Origin of the sequence: Paraburkholderia sp. UYCP14C (genome assembly GCF_004197395.1) — a bacterium.
Classification (GTDB): Bacteria; Pseudomonadota; Gammaproteobacteria; order Burkholderiales; family Burkholderiaceae; genus Paraburkholderia.
In genome coordinates, this window is record NZ_SELS01000053.1 from 12,280 (window position 1) to 28,242 (window position 15,963).

Sequence of the window (15,963 nt, forward strand, 5' to 3'; positions counted from 1 at the left end):
ATCGCCAACGCCAGCTACGCCATCGTCACGCGATTTCGTCCATTATGCTTCGAGCGATACAACGCCCGGTCCGCACTCGCGAAGCCGTCGCGATGCGCGGGCCGCGACAGATCGCTGATCCGTGTGAGCGATGCGCCGACGCTGACCGTCACCACGCCAAGCGGCGACGCGCGATGCTCGATCGCGAGGTCGGCCACGCCCTGGCGCAGCGTTTCGAGCGTGTCTGCGAGCATCGACGTCTGCGCTTCGAGCACCAGCAGCCCGAACTCCTCGCCGCCCATGCGGCCGACTACGATGCGCTCGCTGTCGGCAGCGGCCTGCATCACCGAGGCGACCAGACGCAGACAATGATCGCCGGCCTGATGACCGTAGGTGTCGTTGTACTGCTTGAACCAGTCGACGTCGACGACCACCGAGCCCATCACGTCGCCGTCGCGCGCTTCCTTCCAGCGGCGCGCGATGCTTTCGAGCAGAAAGCGCCGGTTGTACAACTGCGTGAGCGGATCGATCGCGGTGGCGGTGCGCATCTTCAGATCGTTTTCGATCATCGCGCGCAGGTGATAGAACACGCCGCGCTGGCCCGCGTCGAGCCGGCCCGGCGCCGGGTCCATCGCGCACAGCGCGCCGACGATCTCGCCGTTCGGCGCGCGCAACGCGATCGCCGCGTAAAAGCGCACGAACGGATGACGCTTGACGAGCATGCATTCGCCGAAGCGGCTATCGTTGTGGGCATCCTCGATCACGAACAGATCGGCATCGCGTACCGCGTAGTCGGCGAGCGAGCGCGCGCGCGTGACGAGCGGCATCGCCATGCCGACTTCGGCGCGGTAGTGCTGATACTCCTCGTCGAGCAGCACGATCGCGGTAATCGCCGCGCCGGTCACGCTCTTCAGAATCTCGGCCGCATGCGTGAAGCACTCGCGCATCACCTGGTCGTCGTGCAACAGCCACTCGATGACCGAAGACACCACCTCCGGTTCGCCGCCGGCGGTCGAGTCGGCTGGCATCCGGCTGGCGAGGCGGTCGTTACTGTAAGCGAGTTGCACGGCAGGGTTCCAGAATGGGCTTAGCTCATGTCAACGGCATAGGCAGGCGAAACTTGAGCACAGAATGTGGGATCGTGCGCCGGCGCCTGAGCGCATCCGGCAGCCCCAAAGAAAATGGGCCGGCTCTCACGAGCCGGCCCATCGATCGATGCGACGTTCAGGGAATCAGACGCGCAGCTTTACTCCTTGTCGCCCTTCACCTGCGGCAGCGCCGACGTCTCGTTCGACGACAGCAGACCCACCTGCGAGTAGATGCGCAGCTTCTCGCGCGTGTCGGTGATGTCGAGGTTGCGCATGGTCAGCTGACCGATGCGGTCGCGCGGCGAGAACGTCGACACGACCTTCTCCATCGACAGACGCTCCGGCTGATACGTGAGGTTCGGCGACTTCGTGCTGAGGATCGAGTAGTCGTTGCCGCGGCGCAGCTCGACGGTCACTTCGCCGGTGATCGCGCGCGCGACCCAGCGCTGCGCGGTTTCACGCAGCATGATCGCCTGCGGATCGAACCAGCGGCCCTGGTACAGCAGACGGCCGAGGCGGCGGCCGTTCTCGCGGAACTGCTCGATCGTGTCTTCGTTGTGGATGCCGGTGACGAGACGCTCGTACGCGATATTGAGCAGCGCGAGGCCCGGGGCTTCGTAGATGCCGCGGCTCTTCGCCTCGATGATGCGGTTTTCGATCTGGTCGCTCATGCCCAGACCATGACGGCCGCCGATCCGGTTCGCTTCGAGCAGCAGCTCGACCGCGTTCGGGAACGTCTTGCCGTTCAGCGCGACCGGCTGGCCTTCCTCGAAGCGGATCGTCACTTCTTCCTTCGCGATCTGCACGTCGTCGCGCCAGAACGCGACGCCCATGATCGGGTTGACGATCTTGATGCCGGACTCGAGGCTTTCGAGATCCTTCGCTTCGTGGGTCGCGCCGAGCAGGTTCGAGTCGGTCGAATACGCCTTTTCAGCCGACATCTTGTAGTCGAAGCCCGACTGGCGCATGAACTCCGACATTTCCGAGCGGCCGCCGAGTTCGTCGATGAACAGCTGGTCGAGCCACGGCTTGTAGATCTTCAGATCCGGATTGACGAGCAGACCGTACCGGTAGAAGCGCTCGATGTCGTTACCCTTGTACGTGCTGCCGTCGCCCCAGATGTTGACGCCATCTTCCTTCATCGCGGCGACGAGCATCGTGCCGGTCACGGCGCGGCCGATCGGCGTGGTGTTGAAGTAGGTGACGCCCGCCGTCGAGATATGGAACGCACCGCACTGCAGCGCCGCAATGCCTTCCGCGACCAGCTGCGCGCGGCAGTCGATCAGGCGCGCGCCTTCGGCGCCATATTGCGTGGCGCGACGCGGGATCGAATCGTAATCGTCTTCGTCGGGTTGACCGAGGTTGGCCGTGTAGGCGTACGGCACGGCGCCCTTCTTGCGCATCCAGTGCAGCGCGGCGCTGGTGTCGAGGCCGCCGGAAAAGGCGATACCTACTTTCTGGCCAACCGGGACATTTTCAAGGATTGTACTCATAAGCAGTAGCGTTAAACTCGACGTACGGGGAGATTTGGGGGTAACAGCTGAGTATCGGGCAAGCCTGGCGATTAGGCAAGTTACGCGGGAGTATACCGTGAACCGCCTTGCGGCCTTGGATATTGGCGGTTGGCGCGGCCTCGCGCCGCAATCTCGCCGCGTCGAATTCCCGGATTGATTCAGGCCGTATTTGCCGTACCGGTGACGGATTTATGATCGTCTATGGGTACCATCCCGGGTTGCCCCAACGCACCTGCCGACCACCCCGCTCACTCCTCTCGCCCGCCCCCCATGACCACGACCACCCCGCGCCCCACGACGAATGCCTCGCTGATCACCAACGTGCGTCTCGCCGACGGCACGCGCGTCGAGGTGTCGTTCGCCGATGGCCGGATCGCCGCGCTCGGCGCCGCTCTGCCGCGCGAGCCCGGGATGGCGGTCGAGGACGGCGGCGACGCGCTGCTGCTGCCCGGTTTCGTCGAAGGGCATACGCATCTGGACAAGACCCACTGGGGCTTGCGCTGGTATCGCAACGAAGTCGGGCCGAAGCTGACCGACCGCATCGAAAACGAGCGCCGCTGGCGCGCCGAAAGCGGCCACGACGCGGGCGCGCAATCGCTCGCACTGGCGCGCGCGTTTCTGGCGGCCGGCACGACGCGTGTGCGCACGCACGTCGATATCGACACCGACGCCGGCCTGCGCCATCTCGACGGCGTGCTGACCACGCGCGATACGCTGCGCGACGTGCTCGACCTGCAGATCGTCGCGTTTCCGCAATCGGGGCTGCTCGGCCGGCCCGGCACCGACGCACTGCTCGATCGCGCGCTGGCCGCGGGCGCCGACGTGCTGGGCGCGCTCGACCCCGCGCTGATCGACGGCGATCCGGTGAAGTCGCTCGATCTGACCTTCGAGCTCGCCGAGCGTCACCACAAGCCGATCGACATTCATCTGCACGAGCCCGCCGAAATCGGCGCGTTCACGCTCGGTCTGCTGCTCGATCGCGTCGCCGCGCACGGCATGCAGGGGCAAGTGGTGGTCAGTCACGCGTTCTGTCTCGGCGCGCTGCCCGAGCGCGAGCGCGATGCGCTGCTCGCGCGGATCGCCGACCTGCGCGTCGCGCTCGTGACCACCGCGCCGCCGTCGGTGCCGGTGCCGCCGCTCACGGCCTGCCTCGCGCACGGCGTCGCGCTATTCGGCGGCAACGACGGGATTCGCGACACGTGGACGCCGTACGGCTCGCCCGACATGCTGGAACGGGCCATGCTGATCGCGATGCGCTACGGCCTGCGCCGCGACGACGATCTCGCGCTCGCATTCGATTGCGTCAGCGGCGTGGCCGCGCGCGCGTGCGGATTCGAAGGCTATGGTCTGCAGCCGGGCGCACGCGCCGATCTCGTGCTGGTCGACGCCGACACGCTCGCGCATGCGCTGGTCGCGCGGCCAGTGCGCAAGCTGGTGGTCGCCAACGGCCGCGTCGTCGCGCGCAACGGCGCGCTGGTCGCGCAGTAGTCCGGCATGGACCGAAGACCCGTTCAGCCGTGCCGGGGCCATCGGCCGGACTGAGGCTGGCGTGACCCGCCGCGCGCAGATGGCCACGCAGCCTGCCACAACAAGAACGTTTTTCGCACTCAGATGATCAATCTTTTTCTGGCCATGCAGGCCTTCGTCAAGGTCGCCGATGTCGGCAGCTTCGCACAGGCCGCCGCGCAACTGAACGTGTCGACCTCGGTCGTCACCCGTCATGTGTCGAGCCTCGAACAGCATCTCGGCATTCGCCTGTTTCAGCGCACCACGCGCAAGGTCGTGCTGACCGAGGCCGGCGCGCAATACGCGGACGGTTGCCGCGTGCTGCTCGCGGAACTGGACGAAGTGGAGTCGCGCGCGACCACGGCGTCGCGCGACGTGGCCGGCGACCTGCGCATCGTCGCGTTGGGCAGTTTTTCGCTGTTTCGGCTCACGCCGCTGTTCGCCGAATATCAGGCGCGCTTTCCGCAGGTGAATCTGCGCGTCACGCTGACGGAAAAACGGGTCGATCTGCTCGAAGGCGGCTTCGATGTCGGCATCGTGACCGAACATATGATCCGCTCGGAGTCGCTGGTGGTGCGGCGTCTGATCAACTCGCACGCGGTGCCGGTGGCCGCGGCCGCGTATCTCGCACAGGCCGGTCATCCGCAAACGCCGGCCGAACTGGACGGGCATCGGCTGATTGCCGCGCCGTTCGACACGACCGGCCCGATGTGGATCTTCCGCAAGGGCGACGCCGAAAGTACGAACGAGGACGGCGACGACAGCGGCGAGAGCATCGCGATCGATGCATCGTTCACGGTCAACAGCATGATCATGCAGAAGCAGGCCGCGCTCGGCGCGATGGGCATCGCGCTGCTGCCGCTCGAAATGGTCGAGGACGAGTTGCGCGCCGGCACGCTGGTGCGCGTGCTCGACGGCTATGCGGTGCTCAATGGCGACGTGGCCGTGTCGCTGGTGTATCCGAGCCGCGAGTTCGTGCCGCGCAAGGTGCGCGAGTTCATCGATCTCGCGGTCGGTTTCTTCAAGTGACGCCTCAAGGCCGCTCGCCGCGCGCGAGTCGCGCGTCGATGTCGTACACGACCGGCATCAGATCCGCGACGCTGTCGATCACGTAATGCGCACCCGCCGCCTTCAGCTTGTCGATCGCGGCGTTGCGGCGCGCGGCGAATTCGTCGGCCGGCAACGCCTTCACTTCGGCTTCGCTCATGCCGAACGCGTTGCCGCTGACCGCGACGCCGACCGCCCACGTGCCGCCGTTGATTCCCTCTTCGATGCCGACCTCGGTGTCGTCGACCTTGATCGCCTCTTTCGCGCGCCACACGCCGAGTTGCGGCAGCGTCCGGTAGATCATGTAAGGCGACGGGCGCCCTTCCGGCGTATCGCCGGTGCACACGATGCTGTCCGGCGCAAAGCCCTGCGCGGCCGCGCCGGGGACGATTTCGTCGATGATCTCGCGGGTGTAGCCGGTGGTCGTGCCGATGCGGATATCGTCCTGACGCAATGCGCTCGTGACTTCGGCGACGCCCGGGATCACCGCGCTATAGCTCGCCGCGACCGCGATGTTCTTCGGCACGAACACGTCGTACACGGCGTCGATGTCGGCATCGGTCGGCGCATGGCCGTGACGCTCGGCCCACGCCCGCGCGACGCGCGGCAGCGCCATCAGCGCCGCGATATGCGGCCGCTTGGCCATGCCCATCGGGCCGCGCGCTTCGTCGATCGTGATCGGCACGCCAAACTGCTCGAAGGTCTCGACGAAGGCGCCCATCGGCGCGCGGGAACCGTAGTCGACCACCGTGCCGGCCCAATCGAAAATCACTGCCTTCACGTACTTCATCTGCTTGAATCCCTGGAATCTGAATGTATTGAAGTTGTTGCCGCGGCTCAGGTCGCCTGCGCGAGAGCCTTGCGTTCGTCGAGCGCGGCGGGCGGCGGCGCCGCGTGCGTGACGCCCATCGTGCGCAGCGCCTGCGCGCAGGCGTCTACCACGCGCCGCATCACCTGCTCGTCGACCTGACCGATGCAGCCGATGCGGAAACTGTCGACTACCGTCAGCTTGCCCGGATAGATGATGAAGCCCTGCTCCTTCATCAGTTCATAGAAGCGCGTGAACTCGAACGACCGATGCGCCGGCGAGAAAAACGTCACGATGATCGGCGAGCGCCAGTGCGCGCTCAGCAGCGGCTCGAAGCCGAGCTCGTGCATGCCGGCCACCAGCACGTCGCGATTGTTCGCATAGCGCGCGAGCCGTGCGGGCTGCCCGCCTTCGAGCTTGAACAGACGCAGCGCCTCGATGAACGCAGCGACCGTATGCGTGGGCGGCGTGAAGCGCCACTGGCCCGTGTGATTCATCACGTCCCATTGATCGTAGAGGTCGAGCGCGAGCGAATGGCTGCGGCCCTTCGATTCGCAGAGCGCGCTCTTGCGCGCGATCACGAAGCCGAAACCGGGCACGCCCTCGATGCACTTGTTCGCCGACGATACGAACGCCTCGCACTGGATCTGCCGCACGTCGAGCGGCACCGCGCCGAAGGCGCTCATCGAATCGATCAACAGCTTGCGACCGTGCTTCGCGACCGCGGCGGCGATTTCGTCGAGCGGATTGAGGATGCCTGAGCTGGTTTCGCAATGAATCGCGACGACGTGCGTGATCGACGGATCGGCGGCGAGCATGCGCTCCACTTCGACGCCGCGCGGCGGCAGGTAGTCGCCCTTGTCGAGCAGCGTGCAGGCGCGGCCGAGATAGTCGAGTGTGGTCGCCGCGCGCTTGCCGTACGCGCCGTTGGCGAGCACCAGCGCGTGGCCGTCACGCGGAATCAGGCTGCCGAGCATCGCTTCGACGCAGTAGCTGCCGCTGCCCTGCAGCGGCACGCAGTCGTAGTCGCCGGCGGTGTCGCCGGCGATCTCCAGCAGGCTCGCGCGCAACTCGGTGGTCATCGCGCGGAAGTCGCCGTCCCACGAACCCCAGTCGCGCAGCATCGCCTGTTTCGTGGACAGCGCGGTGGTCAGCGGGCCCGGCGTCAGCAGGTAAGGCTCGCCGCCAGCCGGCGCGGCGCAGGGGGGCGTGCAACCGGTGACCGATGTTGCCGCGGCTGCAACGGTCAATGCCGCCGCCGAACCGCCGATCGCGCTTTCCATGTCAGGAACTCCGATATTGCTATGTCGATACCCGACACAGTACAGAAACGTTGTCCATCGGTAAAATCGATATAATCGATGTAGGTATCGTAAAAACTTATTGACTGACGAGGCTCACGTGCAATACGCACAATTGCGGGCGTTTCATGCGGTCGCCGAGCATGGCGGGTTTTCGAAAGCGGCGCAGGCGTTGTCGCTGACGCAGCCGGCGGTGTCGGATCATGTGCGGCGGCTCGAACAGGATTACGGCGTCAAGCTGTTCGAGCGCGGCCCGCGCGGCGTCGAGACGACCGAGCTCGGCCTGCGCCTTTTCAGCGTCACGCGCCATATGCTCAGCTGCGAGCGTGACGCGCGCCAGCTGCTCGAATCGGCGGGTGGGCTGGAGTCGGGTTCGCTATCGCTCGCGGCCGATGCGCCCGATCTCGCCGTCGCGCTGATCGGCGCCTTTCGCCAGCGGCATCCGGGCATCGTCGTCACATTGTCGATCGCCAATGCGGCCGAGTGCATGCAGCGCGTGCTGTCGAGCGCGGTCGACGCCGCGATCACGGCCGCGCCGCAGGTGCACAGCCGCTTGCAGTCGCGTGTGTTGCGGCGCGATCCGCTGGCCGCGATGGTGCCGGCCAGCTACCCGGCCGCGAAGAAGCGCCGCCTCAGCTACGCGGAGCTCGTCGAACAGCCGATGATCTTCCGCGAGCCGCATTCGGTCACCCAGCAACTGCTCGAAAACGAGCTCGTGCGCGAGTCGCTGCAGGTCGAGCCGGTCATGTACGTGGATGGCCGCGAGGCGCTGGAGGAAGCGGTCGCGCAGGGAATCGGCGTCGGCGTGATTGCGCGCGCAGAGTTCAGGGAGTCGCGGCGGATCCGGATGGTGCCGCTCGTCGATTGCCGGGTGCAGATGATCGAATCGCTGACCCGGCTCGCCGAGCGGCCGGGCTCGCATCTGCTCGACGCGTTTTTTGCGGTGGAATTGCCGGGAGCGGAAACCGCGGTTTCGGGCGGCGAGGTTCAACGCGCGTAGCGCGCGCAGCGTCGCAGCAGCGCGCGGTGCGGTGCGGTTGACCAATCCGCTAACCGGGCTTCCCGGCTGGGGATGCTTCGGGCCTGCAGGTCGCGCTCAATCGCTACCCCAAAATGGCGCGGCCTTCGTACTACCGGCCGCGCCGCCCGCTATCGCGCTCGAATCGTTCGACGGGTTGCCCGAAGCGTTGGCAACCCCGTCAGACTCAACGCGAACCGCCGCTCGCGATCAGGCTCTCGCCGGTCAGCCAGCGCGCGTCGTCCGACGCGAGGAACGCGACGATATCGGCGATATCGTCGGGTTGGCCGATACGGCCGAGCGGCGTCGTGCTCACCGCCCACGTTTCGAAGTCCGAGCCCATCACGCCTGCGGTGTGGGTGCCCTCGGTCTCGACCATGCCCGGATTCACCGAATTCACGCGGATCTTGCGCGGGCCGAGCTCCTTCGCGAGCACCCCGGTGATCGCATCGACCGCGCCCTTGGTCGCCGTGTAGACCGCCGTAGTGGCCGGCGTGATGCGGGTCACGACCGAGCTCACGTTGACGATGCTGCCGCCTTCGCCCAGATGCTTCGCCGCTTCCTGCGTGACGAGCAGCAGCCCGAGCACGTTCACATCGAAGTGCTTATGGAAATGGGCCTCGGTGATCTCTTCGAGCGCCGCGAACTCATAGACGCCCGAGTTGTTGACGAGAACGTCGAGCCGGCCGTACGTCTCGACCGCCGAATCGATGATGCCCTTCGCGTCCGCCGCCTTCGATACGTCGCCGCCCACCGCGACCGCCTTGCCGCCCGCCGCGGTGATCTCGGCGACCACTTTATCGGCGCCCGCGCGGCTCGACGCATAGTTCACCACGACCGACGCGCCTTGCGCGGCCAATGCCTTCGCAATCGCCGCACCGATGCCTTTCGATGCACCCGTTACAACCGCTACCTTGCCTGTGAGCTTGCTCATCATCGTGTCCTTTGAATGGTTCGCGCCGGCGTGCCTCGCGAGGAGTCGCGCGGTCCACGCCGCTAGAAGCTGGAACTGCAGTGGCGCTGTCACTGGTCGTTAATTTAGGCATCTGGCCGCACGGGATAAAGCGGCTCGAAACGAATTGAATCGCCGGATGTAACGAACAATCGATTCACCCTGGACTTCGCCGGTCCAGATTACGCACGGCTTACAAAATTTGATTCCACTTTGAGCCTGCCGCCCACGCTTCTATAATCGCCCCACCTATAAATCGTCGTTTCATATATAGAACAAGAGACGGTCATCCCTCACGCGGTATCTCACCGTCTACTGAACGAGAACCTGTCATGTCCGCTTTGCGCCCCACCCGCGTGCGTTACTGGATGCTGTTGCTGGTGTTCGTCGGCACCGCCGTCAACTATCTGGATCGCGCGAATCTCGCGGTTGCCGCGCCGCTGATGAAAAACGAGTTCGGCCTCGGCCCGGTCGAACTCGGTTTCATCTTCTCCGCGTACTCGTGGACCTACGTGATTGCGAACATTCCGGGCGGCTGGGTCGTCGATCGTTTCGGCTCGCGCGTGATGTACGCGTGCGCGATTTTCATCTGGTCCGCGTTCACGTTCGCACAGGGTTTCGGCGGGCGTTTCGCGACGCTGTTCGGTTTGCGCCTGGGCGTGGGCGTCGCGGAAGCGCCGACCTTTCCGGTCAACAATCGCGTGGTGTCGATCTGGTTCGCGCAGCGCGAGCGCGGCTTCGCGACGAGCGTCTATCTGGTCGGGCAATACGTCGGCATGGCGGCGTTGACGCCGTTCCTGTTCTGGATCGCGCATCGCTTCGGATGGCGCGAGATTTTTTTCTTCACCGGCGCGCTCGGCGTTGCATGGGCGCTGATCTGGTACGCGATGTATCGCGACCCCGAGCACAGCAAGCGGGTCAATGCGGCCGAGCTTGAACATCTGCGCAGCGGCGGCGCGCTGATCGACCGCAAGAGCGCGGCGCAGCGGCATCGTGCGTTCCCCTGGCGTAAGCTCGGTGTGCTGTTTCGCAACCGGCAGATCATCGCGATCTGCGCGGGCAAGTTCGCGTCGCTGTCGTCGTTGTATTTCTTTCTGACGTGGTTTCCGACCTACCTGATCACCGAGCGTCACATGACGATGCTGAAGGCCGGCAGCGCGAGCGCGGTGCCGTTCGTCGCGGCGTCGATCGGCGTGGTCGCGGGCGGGGTGTTGTCGGACTGGTTGCTGCGGCGCGGTGCGTCGGTCGCGACCGCGCGCAAGACGCCGATCATGACCGGCCTGCTGCTCGTGCCGACGATGACGCTCGCGGTACTGACCGACACCAACTGGATCGCGATCGCGATCATGTCGTTCGCGTTCTTCGCGCAAGGCGTCGCGTCGGCATCGTGGTCGCTCGTCGCAGACATCGCGCCGGAAGGCATGGTCGGCATCACGGGCGGCGCGGTCAATTTCGCGGGCAATCTGTCGGGTATCGTGACGCCGATCGCGATCGGCTTCATCGTGCGCGCGACCGGGTCGTTCGGCTGGGCCCTCGGGCTCATCAGCCTGTTCGCGATCATCGCGGTGCTGTGCTACACGTTCCTGCTCGGCGACGCGAAGCGCATCGAGATCGATGACGATGCGCGCGGCTGCAAGCGCGGCGGCGATGATGACCGGACACATGAGCACGCCGGGGCGCCGAATTCGGCGCAGGAAACGCGGGTCTGACGTCGAGGCGCCGCGTTGCCGCGGTGGCCGCAACCGAACGAAATGCGCAGGCTTGCTCCGGGCAGTCGCGACGATCACGCGCTAGACATCAATAGCGCACTGGCCGTTCAATCTTTGCGCAGCAGCGCGATGTGCGCGGCCACGCTCGCGAGCACCGCGAGCGCGCCGAGCGTATCGAGAATAATGGGCCACACGATGTCCCTCCTCCGCTATCCGCTGCCCTCAACGTCTATAGAACGAACGCATGCGCCATTAATTCCAGGCCGAGGCCGAGCAGACAGATAGAGAACCAGCGACGAAAACTCGCCGCACCGATACGCCCGCGCACGCGCTGACCGAGCCACATGCCGGCGAGCGCGGGCAGCACGGCCGCGAGCGAGTCGCTTGCATCATCGAGCGCGAACGCATGCGCGCTGGCCAGGCCGATGGCGAGCGCGATCGTCGATACCGTAAACGACAGCCCGAGCGCCTGAACCAGCTCCTCCTTTTTCAACTCGAGCCCCTGCAGATACGGTACCGCCGGCACGACGAACACGCCGGTGCCGCCCGTGACGACGCCGGTCACCGCGCCGATCGCCGCCGACAGCCAGCGCTCGTGCCGTGCGGGCACCGGCAGGCGCCACGCGCGCAGGCCGGCCGCCGCATACAGCGTCAGCGCGGCGCCCAGCCCCGCGATCGCCCACACGCCGCCGCCTCCTGCAATGAACGGTGCCGCAACGAGCGTGCCGCCGACGATGCCCGCCAGCATCGGCCACAAGCGTTCGACGAGCGCGCGCACGCCCGGTCCCGCGAACAACTGCCACACGTTAGTGACGAACGACGGCAACAGCAGCAGCGCGGCCGCCTCGGCGGGCAGCATCAGCGTGCCGAGCACGGCCATCGCGACGGTCGGCAGCCCCATGCCGGTCACGCCCTTGACGAAGCCGGCCACGACGAAGGTCGCGCCGACCACGCCAATGCGCGCAAGCAACGGCGCGGATAACGGTAGGACAAACGAAGCAGTCATCGGCACGGCATCCATTGAATCGATGCCGGCGATTTTGCTGCGCGGCCCCGGCCTTCACAATGCGTAAGATACGTAGCGTGACTTAGGTGCAGCCTAAGGCACAATGTCCGAGCAATCTGACCCGACCCGATACCGAATCCCGATGCGCTTCGACCTCATCGATCTGCGGCTGTTTCTGCATATTCTCGACACCGGCAGCATCACGCACGGCGCTGCGCGCGCGAACATGTCGCTGCCGTCGGCGAGCGCGCGGCTGCGCGGCATGGAAGAAGCGCTCGGCATGCCGCTGCTCGAACGCGGGCGGCGCGGCGTCGAAACGACGCCGACCGGGGACACGCTCGCGCATCACGCACGGCTCGTGCTCGGCCAGATCGACCGCATGCAGGGTGAGCTCGGCGAGCTTCAGCAGGGCCGCAAGGCCTGCATTCGTCTATGGACCAACACGGCGGCGCTCACCGAGTTCCTGCCGTCGGCGATCGGCGCGTTTCTGCGCGATCACCCGAACGTGCAGGTCGATCTGAAGGAGCGCCAAAGCAGCGAGACCGTCAAAGCGGTGTTGAGCGGCGCGGCGGATGTCGGCATCGTCTCCGATGCGCTCGAGCATGGCGCGCTGCAGACGCTGCCGTTCGCGATCGACAAACTCGTGCTCGTCACGAGCCGCGACGATCCGCTCGGCGCGCGCCGGCGCGTCGCGCTCGCGGACGTAACGCAGCGCGAGTTCATCGGCCTCGCCGCGGACAGCGCGCTGCAAACCTATCTCGGCGAGCGCGCACTGCTGGCCGGCCGGGCATTGAGCTTCCGCGCGAACGTGCGCACCTTCGACGGCGTCTGCCGCATGGTCGAACAGGGCGCGGGCATCGGCATCGTGCCGGCCACCGCGGCGAAGCGCTATCGCGGCACGCCGGGCCTGCGCACGATCGAGCTCAGCGATCCGTGGGCGACGCGGCGTCTGCTCGTCTGCATGCGCGAGCTGAATGCGCTGCCGCGCGCGGAGAAGGCGCTGGTGCGCCATCTGGCCGGAATTTGACGGCGCTGTTGCTATCATTCGTTGCCCTCGCGCAGCGCCGCGGCGCGAGCAACGAACACTCAACGAAAACTCAACGGACACTCGGCGCGCAGCAGTCCAGCGCAACACCGATCGCCGACGCATCACACCTCAGAGGCATGCATGGAATTTCGCCAACTTCGCTACTTCATCGCGGTCGCCGAGGAGATGAACATCACGCGGGCGGCCAATCGTCTGCATATGACGCAGCCGCCGCTGTCGCGGCAGATCCAGCAGATCGAGGAAGACGTCGGCCTGCCGCTGTTCGAGCGCGGCTCGCGGCCGTTGCGGCTGACCGAAGCCGGCCGGATTTTCTACACCCAGGCGAAACGCCTGATCGATGAAGCCGACGAGCTCGCGCCGCTCACGCGCCGGCTCGCGCAACTCGCGGAGCGCATCGTGATCGGCTTCGTGCCGTCGACGCTGTATGGCGCGCTGCCCGCGGTGATCCGCTCGTTTCGCGAAGCGGCGCCGCATATCGAGCTGTCGCTGATCGAGATGTTCACGATCGAGCAGCTGGCCGCGCTCAAAGGCGGCCGCATCGACGTCGGCTTCGGCCGGCTGCGCTTCGACGATGCGCAGCTCGCGCGCGAAGTGCTGGTCGAGGAACGGATGATCGCCGCGTTGCCGCAGGACCACCCGCTCGCGCGGCAGAAGAAGCCGCTGACGCTCGCCGCGCTCGCCGAGGAAACGCTGATCGTCTACCCGAGCACGCCGCGGCCGAGCTACGCGGACCAGCAGATCTCCGCGATGCACGATCAGGCGCTGGAACCGAAAGCGATTCATGAAGTGCGCGAGTTGCAGACCGCGCTGGGTCTGGTCGCCGCGCAGGTCGGCGTGTGTCTCGTGCCGGAGAGCGTCGAAGGCTTGCGCGCGCATGGCGTCGCGTACCGGCCGATTCCGTCGGCCAGCGCCGCGTCGCCGATCATCATGAGCCGGCGCCTGCAGGACGAGTCGCCCGCGACGATGCTGATGTGCTCGCTCGCGCGGCAGTTGTTCAAGCGCGCCTGAGGGTCGCCTGAGGGACGCCCTACTTCACGTCGAACCCGTAGTCCCCATGCGTTCGATGCCCATCGGACGCCACCGCGACCCAATGCACGGTGTAGTGCCCGGCCGCGAGCGTCGGCAGCGGCACCGTCATCACCGCGGGCTGCTGCGCATCGACCGAGGACTTCTGCGTGCCGACCTGCTTGCCGCTCGCATCGGTGACCGTCAGCGAGCTGAACGCCGGTTCGAGCGGCCCGTCGAAGGTCAGCTTCACTTGCGCGGGCGCGGCCACCGATGCACCCGCGCCCGGCTCCTGCTTCTGCGGAAACACATGCGCGAAGGCCGCGCTCGCGAGCGTCACGCCGGCGATGAAAGCCGCCGCGCGCATCGCGTGATGTCTGAAGGTGTCGTTCATCATCGTTCTCCTGCGCGAGTTACTGGAACAGTGGCTTGCCGAGCGTGGTCGGCGCGATGTCGTCGAAGAACAGGTGCGCCTGCACCAGAATGCCGACGCGCGAGCCGCTCGCGCGGTTGATCGGAATCTGCGCCTCGACGCCGAACTGTCCATAGCGATTGATCCAGATGAAACCCGGATTGACGGTGCCGGTCGTCTGCCCCTGGCTGCGCGAAAGCGGAATCTCGACGAGCGGGATCAGGTTCGCGAACGGCTGCGGCAGACCCGCGTCGTGCACGTGCTGCTGCAGATACGGCAGGCTGTACTGCACGGTGAAGCCGTAGTTGAACGCGTTCGGCTGACCGGCGCCGGTGGAGAGCGCGGGGGCCGCCTCGGCCGTGATCGCGAGCGGGCGTAGATACGCGAGCGAGTCAGGCAGATCGCCCATGCCCTTGCCGATTTAGACGGTCGGCGAGATCGTCGAGAAGTTGTCGGCGATCGCGCGGCTGCCGGTGCCGCCGAGCTCCGCATTGACGCCGATCGACGTCATCAGCTCGTGCGGCTCGTTCACGTACAGCAGGTACTTGAGGCCGACGCCGAAGTTGTCGAAGCCGGCCGCGCGCGGGTTGTTCTGCAGCACGTAGCCGCCGTCGATCGATACCGCCAGGCGCGGCGTGATCAGCTTGTCGTACTCGAAGCTGAACGTGTTGATGCTCTGGTCGCCGTTGTCTCCCGGCACGCGCTGATGGCCGTACTCGAAGTTGGCTTCGTCGCCGACGCCGGGGTCGTCCACCGCGAGCGTCGAGGGGAACACGCGGTCGCCCGCGATCGCGTGGGCCTGCGCGGTGGACGGCGCGGCGATGAGACCTGCCAGGGCGCACGCGCCGCACGCGGCGTAAGCGGTGCAGGCGACATAGGTGGCGGCCGTGACGAGCGGCGCCGCGCGCGGCGGACGGCCGTTGCGCGTTGCTGGTGTGTGCATGAGTGGATCCTGTCTGATCGGTTATGACGAGGCCGGCGCGCGCCGTCGAACGGACGCGCGCGAGCAGGCGCGATGCGGCTTGGCGCATCGCGTTCTAAACGATTTGGATCAGCAGGCGGAAGGCGGAGCGCGTGGCTGCGCGAAGGTCAGCGGCTCGACGCGGCGCACGCTGTGAAAGCGCGTCGCGGCCGTATGCTGGCGCGCGCGGACCGCGGCGACGAACAGCACGCCGACGCCCGGCAGCACCGGCAGATGCGCAAGCAGGCTGCAATAGCCGCAGGCGTCGCCCGACATCTGGGCGTGCTTATCGCCGGCATTGCTGGCCTGAGTGGCGGTGTCGTCGGAGTCGTCGGGCGGATTGGCGGCGGCCTGGGGGGGCTCGGACGTATCGTCCCGCATCCGCATGCCCGGCATCGACGCCATGTCGTCCATCGACGCCATCCGGCAATGCTCGCCCGTCATCGCGTCGGCGTGATAATGGGCGGCGAGGGTCTGCGAGATAGTGGGCGCGAGCGTCGTCAGCAGGATCGCAAGCAATCCCAGCCAACTCCCGATCTTCCGATGCCAACGATTCAACATGGGTCCAGCGCCACGCCGCGAGTTTTGTAGTCCACTACTGCGAGACCG

14 protein-coding genes and 1 pseudogene are annotated in these 15,963 nt (G+C 66.4%); 6 read left to right on the forward strand and 9 right to left on the reverse strand.

The genetic code is table 11. From position 1 onward, the window contains the following. Positions 1 to 14: 14 nt before the first annotated feature. Both EVC45_RS33670 and argG read right to left on the reverse strand, forming a co-directional pair. Positions 15 to 1,046 (reverse strand): diguanylate cyclase, encoded by a 1,032-nt coding sequence (locus EVC45_RS33670; protein ID WP_248295361.1) that lies wholly within the window; start codon positions 1,044 to 1,046, stop codon positions 15 to 17. A gap of 179 nt (positions 1,047 to 1,225) precedes the next feature. After that, the gene (gene argG / locus EVC45_RS33675; protein WP_129962481.1) at positions 1,226 to 2,560 is read right to left on the reverse strand and encodes an argininosuccinate synthase; all 1,335 of its coding nucleotides are present in this window, start codon (positions 2,558 to 2,560) and stop codon (positions 1,226 to 1,228) included. Positions 2,561 to 2,851: 291 nt separating this feature from the next. Between argG and EVC45_RS33680 the strand changes: the two genes are divergently transcribed. Then, on the forward strand, positions 2,852 to 4,069 hold the full coding sequence (locus tag EVC45_RS33680; protein ID WP_129962482.1) for an amidohydrolase family protein: 1,218 nt from the start codon (positions 2,852 to 2,854) through the stop codon (positions 4,067 to 4,069). Positions 4,070 to 4,192: 123 nt separating this feature from the next. Further along, positions 4,193 to 5,116, forward strand: coding sequence for a LysR family transcriptional regulator (locus tag EVC45_RS33685; protein ID WP_129962483.1), 924 nt, complete (start codon positions 4,193 to 4,195; stop codon positions 5,114 to 5,116). A gap of 4 nt (positions 5,117 to 5,120) precedes the next feature. On the opposite strand, the gene phnX is transcribed toward EVC45_RS33685, so the two are convergent. Together phnX and EVC45_RS33695 are read right to left on the reverse strand one after the other, a co-directional pair. Beyond that, on the reverse strand, positions 5,121 to 5,924 hold the full coding sequence (gene phnX / locus EVC45_RS33690; protein WP_129962484.1) for a phosphonoacetaldehyde hydrolase: 804 nt from the start codon (positions 5,922 to 5,924) through the stop codon (positions 5,121 to 5,123). Between the two features lie 47 nt (positions 5,925 to 5,971). Beyond that, positions 5,972 to 7,225 carry a 2-aminoethylphosphonate--pyruvate transaminase gene (locus tag EVC45_RS33695; protein ID WP_129962485.1) on the reverse strand — a complete coding sequence of 418 codons (1,254 nt, stop codon included), beginning with the start codon at positions 7,223 to 7,225 and terminating at the stop codon, positions 5,972 to 5,974. A gap of 118 nt (positions 7,226 to 7,343) precedes the next feature. On the opposite strand from EVC45_RS33695, the gene EVC45_RS33700 reads away from it, so the two are divergent. Beyond that, on the forward strand, positions 7,344 to 8,243 hold the full coding sequence (locus tag EVC45_RS33700) for a LysR substrate-binding domain-containing protein (RefSeq protein ID WP_129962486.1): 900 nt from the start codon (positions 7,344 to 7,346) through the stop codon (positions 8,241 to 8,243). A gap of 205 nt (positions 8,244 to 8,448) precedes the next feature. On the opposite strand, the gene EVC45_RS33705 is transcribed toward EVC45_RS33700, so the two are convergent. Continuing rightward, positions 8,449 to 9,195 carry a glucose 1-dehydrogenase gene (locus EVC45_RS33705; protein WP_129962487.1) on the reverse strand — a complete coding sequence of 249 codons (747 nt, stop codon included), beginning with the start codon at positions 9,193 to 9,195 and terminating at the stop codon, positions 8,449 to 8,451. 350 nt (positions 9,196 to 9,545) lie between these two features. Here EVC45_RS33705 and EVC45_RS33710 point away from each other — a divergent pair, with 350 nt between their 5' ends. After that, entirely contained in the window at positions 9,546 to 10,922 is a 1,377-nt protein-coding gene (locus EVC45_RS33710) for an MFS transporter (protein ID WP_248295362.1), read from the forward strand. A 229-nt stretch (positions 10,923 to 11,151) separates the two neighbouring features. On the opposite strand, the gene EVC45_RS33715 is transcribed toward EVC45_RS33710, so the two are convergent. Further along, on the reverse strand, positions 11,152 to 11,928 hold the full coding sequence (locus tag EVC45_RS33715) for a sulfite exporter TauE/SafE family protein (protein ID WP_129962488.1): 777 nt from the start codon (positions 11,926 to 11,928) through the stop codon (positions 11,152 to 11,154). A gap of 142 nt (positions 11,929 to 12,070) precedes the next feature. On the opposite strand from EVC45_RS33715, the gene EVC45_RS33720 reads away from it, so the two are divergent. Together EVC45_RS33720 and EVC45_RS33725 are read left to right on the forward strand one after the other, a co-directional pair. Then, entirely contained in the window at positions 12,071 to 12,955 is an 885-nt protein-coding gene (locus EVC45_RS33720) for a LysR family transcriptional regulator (RefSeq protein WP_129962489.1), read from the forward strand. A 141-nt stretch (positions 12,956 to 13,096) separates the two neighbouring features. Then, complete coding sequence (locus tag EVC45_RS33725; protein ID WP_129962490.1) at positions 13,097 to 13,984, forward strand: LysR family transcriptional regulator; 888 nt, start codon at positions 13,097 to 13,099, stop codon at positions 13,982 to 13,984. 19 nt (positions 13,985 to 14,003) lie between these two features. Here EVC45_RS33725 and EVC45_RS33730 read toward each other — a convergent pair whose 3' ends face one another. The 3 genes and pseudogenes from EVC45_RS33730 to EVC45_RS33740 all read right to left on the reverse strand — a co-directional run bounded on the left by EVC45_RS33730 (position 14,004) and on the right by EVC45_RS33740 (position 15,915). Next, on the reverse strand, positions 14,004 to 14,375 hold the full coding sequence (locus tag EVC45_RS33730) for a copper resistance protein CopC (protein ID WP_129962521.1): 372 nt from the start codon (positions 14,373 to 14,375) through the stop codon (positions 14,004 to 14,006). A 19-nt stretch (positions 14,376 to 14,394) separates the two neighbouring features. Beyond that, positions 14,395 to 15,336 (reverse strand): annotated as a pseudogene (locus tag EVC45_RS33735) (hypothetical protein). 108 nt (positions 15,337 to 15,444) lie between these two features. Further along, positions 15,445 to 15,915 carry a DUF2946 family protein gene (locus EVC45_RS33740; protein ID WP_129962491.1) on the reverse strand — a complete coding sequence of 157 codons (471 nt, stop codon included), beginning with the start codon at positions 15,913 to 15,915 and terminating at the stop codon, positions 15,445 to 15,447. Between the last annotated feature and the right edge of the window lie 48 nt (positions 15,916 to 15,963).

Coding starts and splice junctions, on each gene's coding strand:
- argG (WP_129962481.1), bottom strand. CDS start 2,560: ATGAGTACAATCCTTGAAAATGTCCCGGTTGGCCAGAAAGTAGGTATC.
- EVC45_RS33680 (WP_129962482.1), top strand. CDS start 2,852: ATGACCACGACCACCCCGCGCCCCACGACGAATGCCTCGCTGATCACC.
- EVC45_RS33685 (WP_129962483.1), top strand. CDS start 4,193: ATGATCAATCTTTTTCTGGCCATGCAGGCCTTCGTCAAGGTCGCCGAT.
- phnX (WP_129962484.1), bottom strand. CDS start 5,924: ATGAAGTACGTGAAGGCAGTGATTTTCGATTGGGCCGGCACGGTGGTC.
- EVC45_RS33695 (WP_129962485.1), bottom strand. CDS start 7,225: ATGGAAAGCGCGATCGGCGGTTCGGCGGCGGCATTGACCGTTGCAGCC.
- EVC45_RS33705 (WP_129962487.1), bottom strand. CDS start 9,195: ATGAGCAAGCTCACAGGCAAGGTAGCGGTTGTAACGGGTGCATCGAAA.
- EVC45_RS33710 (WP_248295362.1), top strand. CDS start 9,546: ATGTCCGCTTTGCGCCCCACCCGCGTGCGTTACTGGATGCTGTTGCTG.
- EVC45_RS33715 (WP_129962488.1), bottom strand. CDS start 11,928: ATGACTGCTTCGTTTGTCCTACCGTTATCCGCGCCGTTGCTTGCGCGC.
- EVC45_RS33720 (WP_129962489.1), top strand. CDS start 12,071: ATGCGCTTCGACCTCATCGATCTGCGGCTGTTTCTGCATATTCTCGAC.
- EVC45_RS33725 (WP_129962490.1), top strand. CDS start 13,097: ATGGAATTTCGCCAACTTCGCTACTTCATCGCGGTCGCCGAGGAGATG.
- EVC45_RS33730 (WP_129962521.1), bottom strand. CDS start 14,375: ATGAACGACACCTTCAGACATCACGCGATGCGCGCGGCGGCTTTCATC.
- EVC45_RS33740 (WP_129962491.1), bottom strand. CDS start 15,915: ATGTTGAATCGTTGGCATCGGAAGATCGGGAGTTGGCTGGGATTGCTT.